Origin of the sequence: Xanthomonas sp. NCPPB 2922 (assembly GCF_041520885.1) — a bacterium.
GTDB lineage: Bacteria > Pseudomonadota > Gammaproteobacteria > Xanthomonadales > Xanthomonadaceae > Xanthomonas > Xanthomonas campestris.
In genome coordinates, this window is the sequence record NZ_JBGOFY010000021.1 from 52,454 (window position 1) to 71,743 (window position 19,290).

A 19,290-nucleotide genomic window follows, 5' to 3' on the forward strand; every position below is an offset into this window, starting at 1 on the left:
GTTCGCACTTTGGAGTAACGCTCTTGACCACCCGTCTTGCCTTTGCCCTGGCCGCTTCCCTGGGACTTGCCATGCCGTCCTACAGCATCGCCGCACCCGCCGCCACCCAGGCGACCGCGACCGCCAACCCGTTCTTTGCCGACAGCACGCTGCCGCTGCACTACCCGCAGTTCGACAAGATCAAAGACAGCGACTTTGCGCCTGCCTTCGACGCCGGCATGGCCGCGCAGTTGAAGGAAGTGGACGCGATCGCCAACCAGAAGGCCAAGCCGACCTTCGACAACACCATCATTGCGCTGGAAAAGAGCGGCGCCACGCTGGATCGCGCCACCACGGTGTTCTTCAACCTGGTGGGCGCGGACACCAACGATGCGCGCAAGAAACTGCAGGCCGACTACTCGGCCAAGTTTGCCGCGCACCGCGATGCGATTTCGCTCAACGGCAAGCTGTTCGCGCGCATCCAGACCCTGCACGACCAGCGCAGCAAGCTTGGCCTGGATGCGCAAGGCGTGCGCCTGGTCGAGAATTACTACAGCGATTTCGTGCGCGATGGCGCCAAGCTGTCCGATGCCGACAAGACCACGCTCAAGGCCATGAACGCCGAGCTGGCCAACCTGGGCACCACCTTCAGCCAGAACGTGCTGGCCGAGGTCAACGCCGCCGCCGTGGTGGTGGATGACGTCAAGCAGCTCGATGGCCTGTCTGACGAGCAGATCGCCGCGGCCGCCGAAGCCGCCAAGGCGCGCAAGCTCGACGGCAAGTACGTGATCGCCCTGCTCAACACCACCGGCCAGCCGCCGCTGACCCAGCTCAAGAACCGCGAGCTGCGCAAGAAGATCTACGACGCCTCGGTGTCGCGCGGCAGCCATGGCGGCCAGTACGACAACACCGCCCTGGTCTCGCGCATCATGACCCTGCGTGCCAACAAGGCCAAGCTGCTGGGCTTCCCCACGTACGCTGCGTATTCGCTGGAAAACCAGACCGCCAAGACGCCTGAAGCGGTCAACGCGATGCTCGGCAAACTGGCACCGGCCGCGGTGGCCAACGCCAAGCGCGAAGCTGCCGCTCTGCAGGCGATGATCGACAAGGAACAAAAGGCCGCACGCAAGCCGACCTTCAAGCTGGAAGCCTGGGATTGGGCGTACTACAGCGAGAAAGTGCGCCAGGCCAAGTACAACTTCGACGAGTCGCAGCTCAAGCCGTATTTCGAGCTGAAGAACGTGCTGGAAAACGGCGTGTTCTACGCAGCCAACCAGGAATACGGCCTGACCTTCAAGCAGCGCACCGACCTGCCCACCTACCGCGACGACATCACCGTCTATGACGTGTTCGACGCCGACGGCAAGCAGCTGGCGATCTTCATTGCCGACATGTATGCGCGCGAATCCAAGCGCGGTGGCGCCTGGATGAATTCCTACGTCTCGCAGTCGGAGCTGACCGGTTTCAAGCCGGTGGTGGCCAACCACCTCAACATCCCCAAGCCGCCGGCCGGCCAGCCGACGCTGCTGACCTGGGATGAGGTGACCACCATGTTCCATGAGTTCGGCCATGCCTTGCACGGCATGTTCTCGGACGTGAAATACCCGTATTTCTCCGGCACCAGCGTGCCGCGCGACTTCGTCGAGTTTCCCTCGCAGGTCAACGAGATGTGGGCCGACGAGCCGTCGATCCTGAAGAACTACGCCAAGCATTATCAGAACGGCACGCCGATGCCGCAGGCATTGCTGGACAAGGTGATTGCCGCGTCCAAGTTCAACCAGGGCTTTGCCACTACCGAGTATCTGGGTGCGGCCATGCTCGACCAGAACTGGCACCAGATCAGCGCCAACCAGGTTCCGGACGCCGCAGGCGTAATGGCGTTCGAAGCCAAGGCGCTGGCCGATGACGGCATCGCCTACCCGCCGGTGCCGCCGCGCTACAAGACCCCGTATTTCAGCCACATCATGGGCGGCTATGCGGCCGGCTACTACGCCTATATCTGGTCGGAAGTGCTGGATGCCAATACGCAGCAGTGGTTCAAACAGCACGGCGGATTGAGCCGCGCCAACGGCGACCGCTTCCGTCAGACCCTGCTTTCGCGCGGCGGTAGCGTGGATGCGATGGAGTTGTTCCAGAACTTCGCCGGGCATGCGCCGCAGATCGAGCCCTTGCTGGAGAAGCGCGGCCTCAGCGCACAGGGTGGCGACGGCGCCACGCCGGAAGCGCCGCAGTCCAAGCCGTAACGGCTTGAGATTCGGTTAAGAGCAACGATCAAAACGACTGCGCAGCCGCCAGGCGGGCGCGGCCGGTGCTCGGAATCGGCATGTGCCCACGTACACTCCGGTTCCTCCGCGCCGTCCGCACCCACCTGACGGCTGCTCGCTACGTTTTTGTTAGCCGCTCTAAAAACAATGCCGCCTTGTACTGCCAGGCGGCATTGTCGTTTGAAGCCCGCAAGCAGCGATTACTGTTCGACTGCGTCCACGCCAGCGAGCAATTTCTTCAGCAGTTTCTCAAGGCGCACCTGCTCGGCCTCGCTGATCTGCGCGGTCTCCGCATCCAGCAAGGTGCAGGCCTCCGGCAACAGCCGATCGATCAATGCCAGCCCAGCCGGCGAGAGCGTCAAGGTGATCTTGCGGCGGTCGTCCGGGCTGCTGGCGCGCGCAATCAGCCCTTTCTCGTGCAATTGATCGGTCAGCCGGGTGATGTTGGCCGGCTTCTCACTGGCCGCCTCTGCCACTTCGGTTGGCGTGATTGCCTGCCCCGGCGTCCCATACAACATCATCAGGATTTCGTACTCCGGCGGGCTGATGCCATGCGGCTTGAGCCGCACGCAGGCCTGGGTGTGCAGCCGCTTGTAGAGGTGCTTGATCAGCCGCACCAGGACGGCCGGCTCCCGGGGAAAAGGCGGGTAACGCTCGCAAGTGTGGTCGACGCGTTTAGCGGTTGGATCAAAGCTACTCATGGCACCGTTGATTACATTACTGAATGGCTAAACCATTCAAACACATCGTCGGCGCGTGCACGTATCAGCGTGCGAAGAGATGTGCATATTCCGGCGCTACCCATGTCAGCAATGTTGCGGCGGGAATCTCGGCCGTTTGCGTGCCGTCCGAATACGGGCCCACCTGATACGGCGGAAACACGAAGCGCAGTGCGCTGATCTTGCCGGCGGAATTCAACACCGGCACGAACTGCGCAAAGTTATCCGCCTGTGCAGCAGTGCCCTCGGCAATCATGCGATCGGCCGAGGCCACCTGTTCGGCTTGCTCTTCCGCCGGCACGCGGTCCGCTTCCACGCGTTGCTCGGCGGCCGCATGCAGGCGCTGCGCCACCGCCTGCCCGATCTGCTCCCAGCCGGCCGGATCCGGAATCAGGGCCTGCGCGGTGAGCTGCTTGCGCTCCTTGATCAGCCAGACGAAGCGCGCCACCAGCGGTTCGCCATGTGCACCGCCGGTATAACGGCTGCCGTCGGCCGACACCACGATGAGATCGGCGCTCTGCAGCACCTTCTCAAATGCCAGCGATAGCTCGTACGGGACAGCGGGCTTGTCGTTGCCCAGCCCCGACACTGCCTGCATGAGCTCGCTGCGTGCGTCCTGCGCATAGCCACGGATCAGCGCCTGCAATTCGGGATGCGCCTCCAGCCCGGGGGGGTAGCTGATACCAACCATGTAGGCGGGCGCGTGTTCGATCACATCCTGCAGCGGCCCTTCTGCCACCGGTTGCACTGCCGGCTCGGCGGCCGCGGCCGGTGCCTGCTCAGCCGCAGGTTGCGCGGCCTCCGGCGTTTGCTGATTGCAACCTGCCAACAGCGCCAGCACCAGCAAGCCCTGCACCCCACCACCTACGTTCGACCACCGCATTCCCACCTACTCCCCTGACGACACCCGGCTGCTGACGATCAGGCCAACAGCGCTTGAAATTGCGGATGCCGGCGCATGTAGGCGTCGGCATAACTGCAGGCGGGGATGACCTTCAACCCCGCCTCACCTGCAAAACTCAATGCCGCCTCCACCAAGGCGGCAGCCACGCCGCGGCCACCGATGGCGTCCGGCACCCGCGTGTGCGTGATGGTCAGCACCGCGTCCTGTTGCTCGTAGGCCAACTCGGCGGTGTTGCCATCGAGCTCGACCGTGAACCGCTGATGGGCGGCGTCGTGCGTCACGTGCAGGTGTGCGGCATCCATCTGATCTTGATCCGGCGTTATTTTCTGTACCAATTCTGACCAGCGGCGCGCCGTGTCTGCGTGAAAGACAAGCCACACCGTGACCTGCTGCCCAGCCTGCTGCGGCGGGGCTAAAGTTCGCCGCGCCGACGCCGATAGCCAACGCGAAGGCGCTCGCAACAGCTGCTCGGCAGCGACGCACCGGCGCCTTCGCCCTACCCGCCAGGAGCGACAGCATGAACAACGATTCGTCAGGACACGGCGCAGAGAGTGATAGCTCGTTGCTGGAAGGCCTGTTCCAGTTCGCCATCAACGGCAACACCCAGGGCCAGGAATTCGCCCAGCTCAACGACACCGTCTACGAGCGCCTGCAGCAGGCCTACGGCACCGTGTCCGGCAGCGGCAGCCTGATCGACCACGAGCGCAACGCGGCCTGAGGCCTTTGCGCTGATCGCAACACTGCAGGGCCGCGCCCTGCCCAACCCGACCACGCTGCGGCGACCGAGCCGCAGCGAACGCCGGGCAGGCACATCATTCAACACCTGCACTTTCGGCGTGACGCAGGCCAGGCACATCGGCCAGCGCGCTCATCACGCCAGCCCGTGTCACGCCCCGCAAGCACCTTGCGGCGAGACCCGCCTGCTCAACCGAAGCGCGGGTTCGACAATTGCTCCAGGAACACCTGCAGCACGCGCGGTTCCATGATCAGCATGAACATCACGCCGAACGCCGCGCCCGCCAGGTGCGCGCTGTGGTTGATGCGGTCGCCGCCGCGGCGGTCCATCCACAGACTGTAACCCACGTAGAACACCGCATAGATGATCGCCGGCGCCGGAATGAACAGCACAAGGATGATCGTCCACGGCTTGAGCAGGATGAAGGCGAACAACACCGCCGACACCGCGCCCGATGCGCCAAGGCTGAGATAGTTCGGGTTCTTCTGGTTCTTCAGATAGCTGGGCAGGATCGAGACGATCAACGCGCCCAGATAGAACAGCGGATAGGTCAGCACGCTGCCGGTCAGCCGCGTCATCACGTCTTCGATGTACCGGCCGAAAAAGAACAGCGTGATCATGTTGAAGACCAGGTGCCCGAGATCGGCATGGATGAAGCCGTAGGTGATCAGGCGGTCGTACTGCTTGTGCTTGTCCAGGGCGGGCGGCCACAACACCAGCCGGTCGGCCAGCTTGCGGTTGTTGAACGCCATCCACGAGACGATGCCGGTGATGGCGATCAGGATCAGGGTAATCATGCAGACCTCAGGCAGGACGGTAGTTGTCGACCATGCGATACCGGCGCGCGTACAGGCCGAAGGCCAGTGCTGCCAGGAACGCGAAGGCCGCGAAGAAGAACATCAAAAATGCCGTTTCGCTGAGCCCAGTATCGGCGATATGCGAGGTCACCGTAGCGTTGCGAACCGCCACATTCGAGAGCAGGACCCACAGGTTGCCGACCGTGGTGGTCAGGTACCAGAAACTCATCACCACGCCCTTCATCGACGGTGGCGCCTGGCTGTAGGCAAACTCGATCCCGGTGGCCGACACCAGCACTTCGCCGAAGGTGAGCAAGGCGTAGGGCAGGATCTGCCAGGCGATGTGCATCGGCTCACCGCCATCCATCGCCACCTGGATCGCACCGACCGCAATCCACGCCACGCCGCTGAAGGCGATGCCGCTGGTCATGCGCCGCAGCGAGGTTGGCTCCCAGCCCAGGCGACGCAGCAACGGATACAGCACCAGGTTGTTGAAGGGAATCAGCAGCATCACCAGCAGCGGATTCAGCGCCTGCATCTGCGAGGCGGTGAACCACGCCGGCATCGTCATCTCGCGGCCCTGCAACACCCAGGTGGAGGCCTTCTGATCGAACAAGGAAAAGAACGGCGTCACCAGCGCGAAGATCACCAGCACCCGCAGCAACGCGCGCACGCCATCGACCGCCGCATCCGGATGCGTGCCGCGGGCACGTTCCAGCTGCCACCACGTGCCGCCGCCGATGCCGGCCAGCAACAGCACCAGCGCCATGCACAGGCAGATCACCAGGCCTAGCTGCTCGGTCAATCCCAAACAGGCCAGCGCCAGCAAGACGCTGATCGCCGCCAGTGCCAGGCCCGGGCGCCCCTGGCCCGGCGCATGCGCCAGCAACGCACTGCGCACCACGGCGCCAAACCCATGCGGGTCCTTGGGCGGCAACGGCACCCGAACGTAGCGCTTGCGGCCCAGCCAGAACACCGCCGTGGCGATGAACATCAAGATGCCGGGAATGCCGAATGCCCACGACGGGCCCAGGTGCTTGAGCGCCAACGGGATCAACAACGAGGCAAACAGCGAACCGAAGTTGATGATCCAGTAGAACGCGTCGAACACCACCTTGGCCCGATGCTTGTTGGACTGGTCGAACTGGTCGCCCATGAACGAGGCCACCAAGGGTTTGATGCCGCCGGCACCGAACGCGATCAGGCCCAGGCCGACAAAAAACCCGCTGCGGCTGTCTTCGAACAACGCCAGGCAGGCGTGGCCGGCGCAGTAGATCAGGCTGAACCAGATGATGGTGGTGTACTTGCCGAAGAAGCGATCGGCCAGCCAGCCGCCCAGCAGCGGGAAGAAGAACACCCCGATCATGAAACTGTGCAGGATGTGCTTGGCTTCGGCATCGCGCTCCGGCGCGCCAACCTCCTGCAGCAGCAGCGAGGTGATCAGGAACTGCACCAGGATGTTGCGCATCCCGTAGAAACTGAAACGCTCGCACGCCTCGTTGCCGATGATGAAGGGGATCTGGCGCGGCAGCCGCGCATCGGCGGCGGGCGCCGGCAAGGTGGAGGTCGTCAAAGGCAGTCCGGTCGAGCAGAAAACGAGCCCTATCGTACCGGCGGCGGCCTGTTGCCCGCCATCGCGCGGCACTGGGTTGCTGGTCCGGAACGGGCCGCAGGCTGCAGCACTTGCGTGGGTGTGGCGGCGGGGCAACCGATGCAGCGGCAGGAGTGGCGTGCCGGGTGATGCAACCGCCGCAGTTGGCCGCGCAGCGTTGCGCGCTGATCGCACCGCACCAGTATGTGGTCGACGGCCTGCAAGCGTGGCGGCCGGCCACTGCGCGTTTGGCAACCGCACCCCGTGGCGGCAGACCACATGCCAGATACCCGTTGCTGATTGAGCCGAATAACAGGCCAAAAAGCCCGAGCGAACGCGACCACGCCACTATGTCGCAGTTGCAGACTTTGACGCAGTGCAGATTGGCCTGCCACCCTGGCTCGGCTACATTGCAAACGTTTTCCTGGAACACCGGACCGCTGGATGCCCCGCTTCACCCGCCTCGCCCTGAGCTTGCTGCTGCTCACCTCTGCCCCCGCCGCCCTGACTGCCGAGCCGCTGACCACCCTGGCCGAGCGCAGCGGTTTTGTGCAGACCGGCCGCTTTGATGAGGTCATCGCCTTGTGCGATGCATTCGCGCAGCGCTACCCGCAGGCGGTGCGCTGCATCAGCTTCGGCACCACGCCTGAAGGGCGGCCGATGAAGGCGTTGGTGGTGTCCACCAGCGGCGCGCTGGATGCGGCAAGCGCGGCGCAGCGCACATTGCCGGTGGTGCTGGTGCAAGGCGGCATCCATGCCGGCGAGATCGATGGCAAGGACGCGGGCTTCCTGGCCCTGCGCGAGTTGCTTGATGGCACCGCCGGCAAAGGGGTGCTCGACAAGGTGGTGTGGATCTTCGTGCCGGTGTTCAATGTGGACGGCCATGAGCGCTTCGGCGCCTGGAACCGTCCCAACCAGCGCGGCCCCGAACAGATGGGCTGGCGCACCACCGCGCAGAACCTCAATCTCAACCGCGATTACGTCAAGGCCGACGCGCCGGAGATGCAGGCGATGCTGCAGCTGGTGCAGCAGTGGGACCCATTGATGTACGTGGACCTGCACGCCACCGATGGCGCGCAGTTCGAACACGATGTGTCGGTGCAGGTGGAACCGGTGCACGCGGGCGACGCGGCGTTGCGCAAGGACGGCACCCGCTGGCGTGATGCGGTGATTGCCGATCTGGCCAGGCAGGGTTCGTTGCCACTGCCGTACTACCCGTCGCTGGTGCGCGAGGATGACCCCAGCTCGGGCTTCGCTGATGACGTGTCGCCGCCGCGGTTCTCGCACGGCTATTTCCTGCTGCGTAACCGCTTCGGCATGCTGGTGGAAACCCACTCGTGGAAGCAGTACCCGGTGCGCGTGCGGGTGACCCGCAACGCCATCGTCTCGGTATTGCAGCAGGCCGCACGGCACGGCACGCACTGGCTGGCCGACGCGCATGCCGCCGACCGGCGCGCCAGCGCGTTGGCCGGTCATCTCGAGCCGTTGAGCTACGCGGCCGGCCCGGGCACGCGCACCGTCGCGTTCCGCGGCTATGCCTACACACGCACGCCCTCGCCGATTTCCGGCGCGTTGATGACGCGCTACGACGAGACCAGCCCGCAAATTTGGAAGGTGCCGTTGCGCGATCAGATCACCCCCGACGTGGTGGTCGATGCGCCACGCGGCGGCTATCTGGTACCTGCCGCGCAAGCTGCCCTGGTGGCCGAGAAACTGCGTCTGCACGGGATCGCCTTCGATACCATCGCCACCGCTGGCACCCATCCGGTACAGAGCTTCCGCGCCGACAAGGCAACGTTTGCCGCACGCTCCAACGAAGGCCATCAAAACCTGGACATCACCGGCCAATGGCGCGATGAAACCCGCAGCGTGCCAGCCGGTTCGCTGTTCGTCCCGATCGCCCAGGCCAAGTCGCGCCTGGTGATGGCGATGCTGGAACCGCAGGCACCCGATTCGCTACTGCAATGGGGTCTGTTCAACACCGCATTCGAGCGCAAGGAATACATGGAGGATTACGTCGCCGAGGATGTCGCCCGCGACATGCTCGAACGCGACCCGGCAGTGAAAGCGCAATTCGAACAGCGCCTGGCCAGCGATGCTGCCTTCGCGGCCGACCCGAAAGCACGCCTGGAATTCTTCGCCCGCCGGCATTCTTCCTGGGACGAGCGTTATCGCCTGTATCCGGTGTTGCGCACCGAGCAGACGCAGTTCTGATGCCGCGCCAGATTCCGGCAACCCCCTGATTCGGCGCGCACGCGCGCCATTCGAACTTGGGCACTGCGGTGCCCTCCCCTGATTGCAACCGCACCACAAGGACCACCCCGTGTCACACCCCGATATGAAAACGTTTACACGCGCCACACCACGCCGCCTCACGCTCGCCATTGCACTCGGGATGAGCGTCGCGTTTGCCGTCCCGCTCAGCGCACAACCCGCCGCTGCAGCGCAGCCGTGGATGGATACCGCGTTGAACGCGGACCAGCGCGCCGACCGCCTGTTGGCGCAGATGAGCGAAGACGAAAAATTCCAGATGCTGCGCAGCTATTTCGGCCTGGGCACCGACAAGATTCCCAAGCCCGAAGGCGCGCTGGGCTCGGCCGGCTACGTGCCCGGCATCCCGCGCCTGGGCATTCCGGCGCAGCAGCTGGCCGATGCCGGCGTGGGCGTGACCAATCCCGGCGGCATTCGCAAAGGCGATTTCGCCACCGCGATGCCATCCGGCCCCTCGATCGCCTCGAGCTGGAATCCGCAGCTGGCCTATGCCGGCGGCAAGACCATGGGCCGCGAATCCTGGCAGCAGGGCTTCAACGTGCTGCTGGCCGGCAGCGTCAACCTGCAGCGCGACCCGCGTAACGGGCGCAATTTCGAATATGCCGGCGAAGACCCGCTGCTGGCCGGCACCATGGTCGGCGAATCGATTCGCGGCGTGCAGAGCGAGCACGTGCTGTCGACGATGAAGCACTTCGCGCTCAACGATATGGAAACGCGGCGCAACTTCCATAGCGCGCAGATCGGCGAGCAGGCGATGCACGAGTCGGACCTGCTGGCGTTCGAGATCGCATTGAAGATCGGCGACCCCGCATCGGTGATGTGCTCCTACAACAAGATCAACGGCATCTACGGCTGCGAGCACGATTACCTGCTCAACCAGGTACTCAAGCAGGAATGGAACTACCCCGGCTACGTGATGTCCGATTGGGGCGGCGTGCACAGCGGCTCCAAGGCGGCGCTGGCCGGACTGGATCAACAATCGGCCGGCGAAGTGTTCGATGCGGCGGTATTCTTCGACGCACCTTTGCGCATGGCGGTGTCGGCCGGCGTGGTGCCGCGCGCGCGCTTCGACGATATGGTCAAGCGCGTGCTGCGCAGCCTGTTCGCGCATGGCGCGTTCGATCACCCAACCCAGCGCCAGCCGATCGACGGCAAGGCCGGGCTGCTGGCCGCGCAGCATGTCGCCGAAGAAGGCAGCGTGCTGCTGCGTAACGAGCAGGCGACCCTACCGTTGTCCAAGGACGTGCGCCGCATCGCGGTGATCGGTGGGTACGCCGACAAGGGCGTGATGTCCGGCGGCGGTTCCTCGCGGGTGGACTACACCATCAACGGCGGCAACGCGGTGCCCGGCCTCACCCCGACCACCTGGCCTGGCCCGGTGATCATCCATCCGTCCTCGCCGTTGCAGGCGCTGCGCGCCGCATTGCCGAACGTGCAGATCGATTATGTCGACGGCAAGGACCGCGCTGCCGCAGCACGCGCGGCCAAGGCCGCCGATGTGGCCATCGTGTTCGCCACCCAATGGGCCGCCGAATCGGTGGACCTGCCGGACATGCAACTGCCCGACAACCAGGACGCACTCATCGAAGCGGTGGCCAAGGCCAACCCCAAGACCACCGTGGTGCTGGAAACCAACGGCCCGGTGCGCATGCCGTGGGCCGAGCGCGTGCCGGCGGTATTGCAGGCATGGTATCCGGGTATCGGCGGCGGTGAGGCAATCGCCAACCTGCTGACCGGCAAGGTCAATCCTTCCGGCCATCTGCCGGTGACCTGGCCGGTGGACGAATCGCAGCTGCCGCGTCCCTCGATTCCGGGCCTGGGCTTCAAGCCGGCCAAGCCGGGCGAAGACAGCATCGACTACGCCATCGAAGGTGCCAACGTCGGCTACAAATGGTTCGCCGCGCGCAAGTTGACCCCGCGTTACCCGTTCGGCCACGGCCTGTCGTACACGCAATTCCGCATGGGCGGCCTACGCGTGGAAGCCAATGGCAGCCAGCTCACCGCGAGCTTCGAAGTGGAAAACATCGGCCAGCGCGAAGGCGCCGCCGTGCCGCAGCTTTACGTCGCCTTGCCGGATGGTCACGCCACCCCACTGCGCCTGATCGGCTGGCAGAAGCTCACGCTCAAGCCCGGCGAAAAGCGCAGCGTGCAGGTGATCGCCGAACCCAAGACGCTGGCCGACTTCGATGCCAAGGCGCGTCACTGGACCATCGCGGCCGGCACCTACCGCGTGCAGCTGGCGCGTTCGGCGAGCGAACCGGTGCAGAGTGCGGAGGTCACCTTGCAGGCGGCGCAGCTGCCGTAAACCGGTGTGGCAGCGGGCACGCAAGGCGCGCGTCAGCCACGCCGTGTTTTTCAAGTCGCAGGCAGGCGCCAGCCACCACGAAGAATTTGTGCAAGATGCGTTGACAGCTTCGCGCACAACTTGCACAATTCGCCCCCTGAGTCGCCCAGGTGGCGGAATTGGTAGACGCACTAGCTTCAGGTGCTAGCGGGGGCAACTTCGTGGAGGTTCGAGTCCTCTCCTGGGCACCACGACTCACGGCAAAGCACAAAAAAACCCCGCTGAAGCGGGGTTTTTTTGTGGCTAGCCCAGAAACGTCAGGAGCTACCACTCATATTTAGTTCAATTGCAGTTCCCCTTGTTGCCAGCCCGATAGCTGTCCAGCACTTTAAGTGCATACGTCTCCGCATCTGCTTCATTGTTAGTCCCATACCACTGAGAGGCATCAGTATTTTTGAATTGCCATGTGTGCCTGGCTTCATGCGCCGCAACCAACACAGAATGAGTCATCAAATCGACAGCACCAATTGTTGTGCCTGATGAAACTAATGTTCCGGTTGAATCATAATAGGCAGCCGACCGAAATCCAGATGAAAGAGCCTCAAACGCTGCGGCATAGATTGTAACTGTACCACCTGTCCAATTGTTTCCACCTGCGTTCCAAACAGTAGGCTGAGCCAAACCACGAATTTCTATCATCGTGTTAGGAATAGCCGTAACACGCCCCTCATATAGTTGAATATCCTTGTAACCTTGAGCGCCGGCATTTACATTTTGATATCCATAACTATTCACAATAGTCATGCCCCAGCCAGGTTCCATACCGGCCAATCCAGCTGCCGCTGCTGCTGCATTAACGCTGCAACGCATTTTATCGGAAGAAGGCAACTGTGAAGGAGGTATCGCCGGATAAACACGCGAATGCGAACCGCCAGAATGACCAGATGAATATTCATTGTAACTTTGGTATCCACCACCAAAATCGGAACCCGTGAAATAGTTGCCAGATGCAACTCTTACACCCGTTACTTTTACCGTTGGCAACGAGGTTGCTACGGTGCCGCTGGATTGCCCACCAAATACTTGGTCCATCTCATCACGCGTCAAAATTCGCATAACACCTCCTCCTGATTTATTTCAATTTCCGCAATTTTCACGAATATCATCATCAGTCATTGCCTTTCCGCCAAATGCACCATTAAACATCTTCCTTGCCCACTCATCAGACCTTACAATAACGCCAGCATTCAATCCTGCACCAAGCCTAGCCGACTCATAAGATAAACTAGTCGCCAAGTCTGGGTCAGCCGTACCCATTTGTAGAAGGCGGGCCAATTGGTACTGCTCTTCCTGGCTATAACCAATCAGCGTTCTAACGCCATGCTGTTCGCGTGTCGAATTATAAGCAGCCAAAGCTGCGGGCCAACTACCTGCTTTGATTGCATCATTTGCAAGCTGCCGAGCATTTAAGTGATATAGATTTTCAAAGGCCTTAGCTTCCGGAGAATTTTCTGGCGGGGTCGACCAAGGAGCCATAACAAAGCACGCTGAAGCTCTCAAATCTCCGCGCCGCCCTGATTCGAGCGCTGCGTCATACATCAATACTGCGGCCTCTTTAGGACTTATAGTTGCATTCCAAGACTCACACTGCAACTTCATCCGCCTTACCAAATCAATCCTTTCTCTAAAAGTAAGACGCTGGCGTACTGGCAATTCATTGATTTTCTCAGGATTATTCAATAAAGACTGAGGATCTTTTGCCTGCCTATTCAAAATGACACTGAATCTTGCATATGTAAGGCAGTCTTGCAAAAACTGATATTCCTTCTCACCACCCTCTTTTTTCACCTTTGATGAAAGTTGGATTCTTTTTTCTGTAGCTTTTACGCTGATATTATCATCTTGTTCGCTCATAATCTGCAAAGGCCCGACTTGGACAGTATCTGCCTCAGGCCTTTGCAAATTCCAAAAGCATACACCTGCTAAAACCAAAATCAGGAGACCGACAGACATTTTCTTGCGCATCATTAATTCTATATAGACTTCATCAAGCTACGGGCTAGCCCTATAGTTCGGCAAAGGCTTGGCTCTTATTTAAAGGCTGGAGCTTACCATAATTCAACAACATCACTTTTCCAGCAGAAATAAGGGTTTCAGATCGATGAGCAATCAGAATACGCGTACAATTCAACTCAGCCAGTGCCGCCGAAACTTTGCTTTCCGTCGCGGGATCCAGATGGCTTGTAGCTTCATCCAAGATGAGCACACGCGGCCGACGATATAACGCCCGGGCCAAACAAAGGCGCTGTTTCTGACCACCGGATACCAGCACACCCAAATCACCGATCAAAGTCTCGTATCGCATAGGCATGGCCATGACTTCATCATGAACGCCTGCAACACGAGCGCATTCCATTGCGAACTCATCATCAGGCTCAGGGGAAAAGCCAGTTATGTTCTGAGTAATGCTACCGGACATCAAATTATCATCCTGTGTCACTGTAGACACAATTTCCCGGAACCTGCGCTTTCCTATTTTCTGAATATCAATTCCACCTAACCTGAGTGATCCCGCTAGTGGGTCTAAATCACCTGAGAGAATTTTGACCAAGGTGGACTTGCCGACTCCAGAAGGACCACATATCGCAATGCACTCACCGCTGGCAACATGTAGATCTTGTCCATGCAGCAACCAAGGCTCGTTGTGGCCATAGCGAAAGGACACGTTGACAAGCTCCACGTCGGCGTTAAAAAGAGGACCTTTGTAGCTGCCTTCCAAAAACCCCTCTTCCGCTGTTGAAGTAATATCAGAAACCCGATCAATATGAACTTTTGCGACTCTAAGTCCTATGACGAAATCGACCAATTTAGATGCTCTCCCTGTAAATTGGTCTACATAAAATATAAATGCAACCAGCATACCAGCAGTAAGCGACCCCAGCATGGCTTGTTTGGCTCCCAAGAAGATTACTAATATCTTGACAGCACCAAAGAGCAGAGAACCTGCGCCACTAAACAACGTCTGCAACGCCTGCAGATCCAAGTTCTTGCGCTGCGATTCATTAAGATGATTGACATACTTGGCTGTTTGAAAAGCTTGTTTGTTACCTCGTCGAACAAGAGCGACCGACCTGACAGATTCAATAAAATTCGTTTCTTGGCGAGCTAATGCAGAGATGACATCGATATTATTATCCATGATGGCCCGCAATGCCGCCAGTCGAAGCAAAATATAGGATAAGACACCTGCAAGTACGATCCATGCAAGCAGAGGATCGTAAAGAAATAGTACCGCAAGTGTCAGCGCTGCAACGCAACTATCCATCGCGGCCTCCAACAAACCAACTGAAACAGCTTGTTGAACGTCTGCTAGCGAACCGAACCTTGAAGAAATATCTCCAAGTGAACGGGATTCAAAGTAACCATTAGGGAGACGAAGTAACCGCCTGAACACGTTAGCAGACCACCCTAATAACAGGGACGTACTGACCACGTTTACTGACCACGTACGGACGGAGGATATAAATATCTGTATTGTCAGAAGTAGAAAATAAGCAATAGCAATAGTTGCAAGCAAGGATTCATCGTGGTTAACGATGACAGTATCCACTACCGACTGAACGAACAAAGGGGACACCAGCACGGTGACCTCTAGTGCAAGCGCCAATAAAAAAAGCCATGTTAGGCTAGATCGAACACCCTTGACACTACCGAAGAGCGACAGCAAAGAGGAACTACCCACACCTTGAAAAGGTGTAAAATTCTTTACAGGCATTAATTCCATGACAATACCAGTAAACCTTGGTGAGAAATTCTTTCTCGTCATCCGAACTGCGCCACTCTGAGGGTCTACTATATAATATTTACCACTACGAACGCGCTCAAGGACAACAAAATGATTGGCATCAAAGTGAATAATGGCCGGCAATCGAACGTTAGCAATTTCATCCAACTCAACTCGAATCGCTCGACTATGCAAGCCAAGCTCCCCTGCCAGATCCGTGAGCGCGGCTAAGGACATACCTCGCGCACTATTACTATTCATTTTACGCAAATCGACTAAATCTAATCGAGATCCGTAATAGTTCGCGATCATCCCTACGCATGCGAGACCACACTCAGAATTTTGACCCTGCACTATTGCACGGATAGGCCGGCGCCAGCCAAATTTGAGTAAATCTGCCTGATCCCAAGCTGCTTCTGAACTCATTTTGCAGAATCCTTCTTGCTCACTAATGAATTTGTTATCCAAGAAAGCAGAGACTGTTCCTCTAATGGAATTTGGACATCAATACTAGTCCCCGGCTTCAACTTTGATTTTATATACTGAAGACGCGAATCATCAAGCAAGAGGGAAAGCACAAACTTACTTTCACTAGGTGGAGCGACCCCATAGAGGTTCACTATCTCTAACGGAGTAAGCGCATACGCCGAAACACCCTCAACGCTTGCGCTAATAGTCCCGAGTTCGCGAAGAGCATATGAATCAACTTTCACGTAGAACCGGTCTTTGGCCACAGTTCTTAATGCAACACGACTTGAAACAAGCATTTCGACCTTAACTTTATTAAGGTCTGGCGCAAGCGTCATTATAGCCTCACCAGGCTGTATTCTATGGCCTGGCCTCGCAATAACTCGATCCACAAAGCCATCCGAAGCGCTTACAAGATCGGCTGTATTTGGTTTGCCATGATCTGCTTGCGTTACAACCACGATAAGGTTTGTGCGATTTTCTAAAACTGGATGCGATCGAAGATCGGGCCCACTCACAAGCGCGAGCAAGTTGCCAGGAACAACTCGCTGACCTTCTTTGACGAAAATACTATCAAGTGTCACTTCCGAGGCTAATGATGACGCAACTGCAATACGACTTGCATTAACCGTAATAAAACCTGTCGCATGCTCCGTCACTCGCTGCTTCAAAAATATCAAAGCGGTTACCCCCAGAACTAAGACAGCGAGCGATGCAATTGATGTTAACATCAGGGCACGGTTTGGAGGAATACTGACGCGCCCAGCAAAGTCAGTAGATCGGCGAATAAAATCATCGCGGAAAAGTTTCTCAACCATTCTCCGCAATCCTTTTTCTTGCATTACCCACCATTTCAGCAATCATCATGTCAACAGCCTCGCCAAACTTGATCGAAGGACCAGCCAGAAGATCATCAATACGCCAGTTTAGATATTCCCATGTATACATACCAACCACCTCACCCAAAGTTGGTGAAGGATAAGTCAGAAGCTGCTCTTCGTAACCGCAATAAAGCTCGCGAATCAGAACGTTAAAATCAATGTTATGACCCATCGCGTAGCGGTTCCAATAATAGCACCACGACCTCAGCAGCATGCTAGCGAACTGCATCTCTTCGCCAAACTTCGGACCATGCTGAGAATAGCTTCTCGGCTCTCGATCAATTATAAATCTTGAAGATCCGAAATCAATGAGCTTGGCACTCACAGAAAAATTGGAGGAATACACGCCGCCATGAAACCATCCCAGCCTATACATAGTAGCAATCTGAGCACCAAGACGGCGCGCGAAATCTGATATAACGGCAGGACAGTTACGAGCAGCCATGGATACACAAGATTTCACACGGAGCACATCATCCAAATGGCGCAAATTTATTTGATTTGGACGAAAACCAAGTGCTCTTTGGAAATGGCATGGCCGGAGTTCGAAAGGACGAACTAATAATGCGGTACGCTGAGAACACCCAGTATCATCAGTTATATTTTGCTGCAATTCTATCAGTGCAACAGACTCAATCGCCCCAAATGGAAATAACTCAGCGGCAACACGAGAAAATACTAATTCCCGCACCCCCTCTTGCAAAAGCAGAGAACCATGTGAATGCGTCCAGTCCGCATCAGGATCTACAAATGGAGTTACACCAATTCCTTTTACCTGATAACCATTTATGACCCCTGCACGACCGCTACCCCCGTAATTTGCTATCCCGGTCGAACCGTAGGCGTCAACAAGAAATTCAGCGTGACTAATTTCAGGAGGAGTGCATATTTTAAACGCGAAGGTATCAACCAACCACTTCTCCACTGAAATATCCACCGCGCCCTCTCTGTGGGCAAATGCCTTGTCATACCATACAACGGACTTAACCTCAGCCTGCCTCGCCGCGACACTTACGAAAAGTGGCGTGCTTTTTAAGCAGGCCAGATCAATATGCATTGAACACCTCTGTCACTCGCCTCCCTTGAACGCGCATAGAGCGGTGAACAGATCCATTCCGACGGCGACTCAAGAAATTAAAATCGGCGCAACCATTCATATCCGATAAAAATGCACGTACTACTTTCATTACAGCACCACTTAGCGCGACAAAGTCAATGATCCACAGGGAATTTCCCTCGCACCACTCAGCCAACTCTAAGACCAACAGATCCTTTTTTATATATCGCTCTGCAATATCTTGCGCGAAATATGCCCAAGTGTAATAGCCGATTACTTGCCCTGCTTCGTCAAAGACGAAACGCGCCTGTCGCATCAATATGGCTGGCTCTATCCAGGCTCGTAATGCGCCAATTGGATAAGTAGCGCGTTCAGATATACGGGCATTTAAGAAGGCAGCATAACCCAGCTCTCTATGCAACGCGTCCAAACGAGGAAGTTCCATTAACAGCCTATTCTTTTGCCAGGAATATCTTATCTGCTAAAGGCAGCAGGCACCACATCGATATGACAACAAGATTTAGGGGTGAGAGACCCCGTAGCATGCCAAAAACCAAAATTCCAAAACAAAACACGAAAGATGGCCAAATCAAGAGCCCACTGGAACCTTGATTGGCATCAACCAGAGCCATACTCCTCCACTTCAAAAGCCGCTTTCCGCGCACCAACCTCCAGCATGCCAAGAAAGCCCCCCCCAAACGCCGCGAAAAAAACTCCGGGAGCAATAATTAAACGATGCATAATAGCAACATGAATTCTCCCGAGATATGCAGGATAAATATCCAACGCTTGCGTCCATGTAAGCCTGTTAACATCTCTCGATATGTTTTCTAAAACCCTAAAATAACTTCCTATTGCAAATATTAGAAAAGCGAAGACGGGCGAAAAACGACTTGACTGCAACATTAAAGTAGCAGCTAGTGGGAATGCAAGCAAAACTGAAGCAAGCGGAATTGCCTGGTAAAATATAAAGTAGATTCCTACCAACGACATTTTCGGCAATTTTTTTTGAGAAATCCCGACCAATAAATCCTGCTAAAACAAGAGCAATATTCTGGACATCCCCCCGAATCCAGCGCTCCGTTCTAGCTAAAATACTTTGATGCGAGCTAGGAATATGCTCTGTAATAGCTGTGTGTGGCACGAACCCAGCTCTTAAGTAGGCGCCCTCCACCGTGTCATGACTTAGAATGACCTCATCTGGAAGCACCCTACAAACCACATCGTAGACACGGGGGTCGTACATTCCTTTCCCGTTGTATTTTGCTTGACCAAGCCAATCGCATAGAAAATTCCCCACAGGATAAGGTTGACGGTGTGGGACTATAGTGGCACCAGCCAAGGCACGGGAAAAACGCCACCGTGAGGCACTAGATTGCTCAGTGATTAATTGGCACACAGCTATACCGTTACCCGACGCTACGCCTTTACCATCAATACCGGGCGAATTTGAGGGGTGATCCAGCAACCCGGCCAAACGTTGCACTGTGTTAGGTGTTAACTTATTGTCCTCATCAAGGCAAAGTACATATTTAACTTGAATCAACCGATCCAT

The 19,290-nt window shown here is 57.5% G+C and carries 17 protein-coding genes, 1 tRNA gene and 1 other RNA gene; 6 read left to right on the plus strand and 13 right to left on the minus strand.

Annotation, left to right across the window (positions count from 1 at the left end; all coding sequences use genetic code 11):
• The first annotated feature begins 23 nt into the window (after positions 1 to 23).
• Together ACD584_RS18410 and ACD584_RS18415 are read left to right on the plus strand one after the other, a co-directional pair.
• Complete coding sequence (locus ACD584_RS18410; RefSeq protein WP_175611522.1) at positions 24 to 2,222, plus strand: M3 family metallopeptidase; 2,199 nt, start codon at positions 24 to 26, stop codon at positions 2,220 to 2,222.
• Positions 2,223 to 2,302: 80 nt separating this feature from the next.
• A non-coding RNA gene (locus tag ACD584_RS18415) (sX9 sRNA) lies at positions 2,303 to 2,378 on the plus strand.
• A gap of 65 nt (positions 2,379 to 2,443) precedes the next feature.
• Here ACD584_RS18415 and ACD584_RS18420 read toward each other — a convergent pair.
• From ACD584_RS18420 to ACD584_RS18430, 3 genes are all read right to left on the minus strand, one after another.
• Complete coding sequence (locus ACD584_RS18420) at positions 2,444 to 2,944, minus strand: MarR family winged helix-turn-helix transcriptional regulator (protein WP_011036602.1); 501 nt, start codon at positions 2,942 to 2,944, stop codon at positions 2,444 to 2,446.
• 64 nt (positions 2,945 to 3,008) lie between these two features.
• Positions 3,009 to 3,845 (minus strand): DUF3298 and DUF4163 domain-containing protein, encoded by an 837-nt coding sequence (locus ACD584_RS18425; RefSeq protein ID WP_175611523.1) that lies wholly within the window; start codon positions 3,843 to 3,845, stop codon positions 3,009 to 3,011.
• A 38-nt stretch (positions 3,846 to 3,883) separates the two neighbouring features.
• Positions 3,884 to 4,168 carry a GNAT family N-acetyltransferase gene (locus tag ACD584_RS18430; RefSeq protein ID WP_075285834.1) on the minus strand — a complete coding sequence of 95 codons (285 nt, stop codon included), beginning with the start codon at positions 4,166 to 4,168 and terminating at the stop codon, positions 3,884 to 3,886.
• A gap of 215 nt (positions 4,169 to 4,383) precedes the next feature.
• On the opposite strand from ACD584_RS18430, the gene ACD584_RS18435 reads away from it, so the two are divergent.
• Positions 4,384 to 4,584 (plus strand): hypothetical protein, encoded by a 201-nt coding sequence (locus ACD584_RS18435; RefSeq protein ID WP_012438794.1) that lies wholly within the window; start codon positions 4,384 to 4,386, stop codon positions 4,582 to 4,584.
• A 206-nt stretch (positions 4,585 to 4,790) separates the two neighbouring features.
• Here the strand turns inward: ACD584_RS18435 and ACD584_RS18440 are convergent, their stop codons facing one another.
• Positions 4,791 to 5,399 (minus strand): rhomboid family intramembrane serine protease, encoded by a 609-nt coding sequence (locus ACD584_RS18440; protein WP_011036598.1) that lies wholly within the window; start codon positions 5,397 to 5,399, stop codon positions 4,791 to 4,793.
• 7 nt (positions 5,400 to 5,406) lie between these two features.
• Entirely contained in the window at positions 5,407 to 6,972 is a 1,566-nt protein-coding gene (locus ACD584_RS18445; RefSeq protein WP_076036062.1) for an oligopeptide:H+ symporter, read from the minus strand.
• Positions 6,973 to 7,434: 462 nt separating this feature from the next.
• Between ACD584_RS18445 and ACD584_RS18450 the strand changes: the two genes are divergently transcribed.
• From ACD584_RS18450 to ACD584_RS18460, 3 genes are all read left to right on the plus strand, one after another.
• A complete protein-coding gene (locus ACD584_RS18450; protein ID WP_076036063.1) occupies positions 7,435 to 9,204 on the plus strand; it encodes a M14 family metallopeptidase in 1,770 nt (589 codons plus the stop codon).
• 124 nt (positions 9,205 to 9,328) lie between these two features.
• Positions 9,329 to 11,566: a beta-glucosidase gene (locus ACD584_RS18455; RefSeq protein ID WP_076036064.1), complete on the plus strand. Its 2,238-nt coding sequence runs from the start codon at positions 9,329 to 9,331 to the stop codon at positions 11,564 to 11,566.
• A 143-nt stretch (positions 11,567 to 11,709) separates the two neighbouring features.
• Positions 11,710 to 11,796, plus strand: a tRNA-Leu gene (locus ACD584_RS18460).
• A gap of 91 nt (positions 11,797 to 11,887) precedes the next feature.
• On the opposite strand, the gene ACD584_RS18465 is transcribed toward ACD584_RS18460, so the two are convergent.
• The 8 genes from ACD584_RS18465 to ACD584_RS18500 all read right to left on the minus strand — a co-directional run.
• Positions 11,888 to 12,661, minus strand: a complete 774-nt coding sequence (locus tag ACD584_RS18465; protein ID WP_139328355.1) for a hypothetical protein — start codon at positions 12,659 to 12,661, stop codon at positions 11,888 to 11,890.
• Positions 12,662 to 12,682: 21 nt separating this feature from the next.
• A complete protein-coding gene (locus ACD584_RS18470; RefSeq protein ID WP_139328356.1) occupies positions 12,683 to 13,570 on the minus strand; it encodes a hypothetical protein in 888 nt (295 codons plus the stop codon).
• A 40-nt stretch (positions 13,571 to 13,610) separates the two neighbouring features.
• Positions 13,611 to 15,755, minus strand: coding sequence for a peptidase domain-containing ABC transporter (locus ACD584_RS18475; RefSeq protein WP_076036065.1), 2,145 nt, complete (start codon positions 15,753 to 15,755; stop codon positions 13,611 to 13,613).
• Positions 15,752 to 16,615: an HlyD family efflux transporter periplasmic adaptor subunit gene (locus ACD584_RS18480; protein WP_175611524.1), complete on the minus strand. Its 864-nt coding sequence runs from the start codon at positions 16,613 to 16,615 to the stop codon at positions 15,752 to 15,754. The genes ACD584_RS18475 and ACD584_RS18480 overlap by 4 nt, the downstream gene beginning before the upstream one ends.
• On the minus strand, positions 16,608 to 17,735 hold the full coding sequence (locus ACD584_RS18485) for a protein adenylyltransferase SelO family protein (RefSeq protein WP_139328357.1): 1,128 nt from the start codon (positions 17,733 to 17,735) through the stop codon (positions 16,608 to 16,610). Before ACD584_RS18485 ends, ACD584_RS18480 begins: the two co-directional genes overlap by 8 nt.
• A complete protein-coding gene (locus ACD584_RS18490; protein WP_081391579.1) occupies positions 17,725 to 18,180 on the minus strand; it encodes a toxin-activating lysine-acyltransferase in 456 nt (151 codons plus the stop codon). The genes ACD584_RS18485 and ACD584_RS18490 overlap by 11 nt, the downstream gene beginning before the upstream one ends.
• Positions 18,181 to 18,353: 173 nt before the next feature.
• Positions 18,354 to 18,521, minus strand: a complete 168-nt coding sequence (locus ACD584_RS18495; RefSeq protein ID WP_175611525.1) for a hypothetical protein — start codon at positions 18,519 to 18,521, stop codon at positions 18,354 to 18,356.
• A gap of 52 nt (positions 18,522 to 18,573) precedes the next feature.
• Positions 18,574 to 19,290: hypothetical protein (locus ACD584_RS18500; RefSeq protein ID WP_139328358.1), on the minus strand; the 717-nt coding region annotated here is incomplete at its 5' end.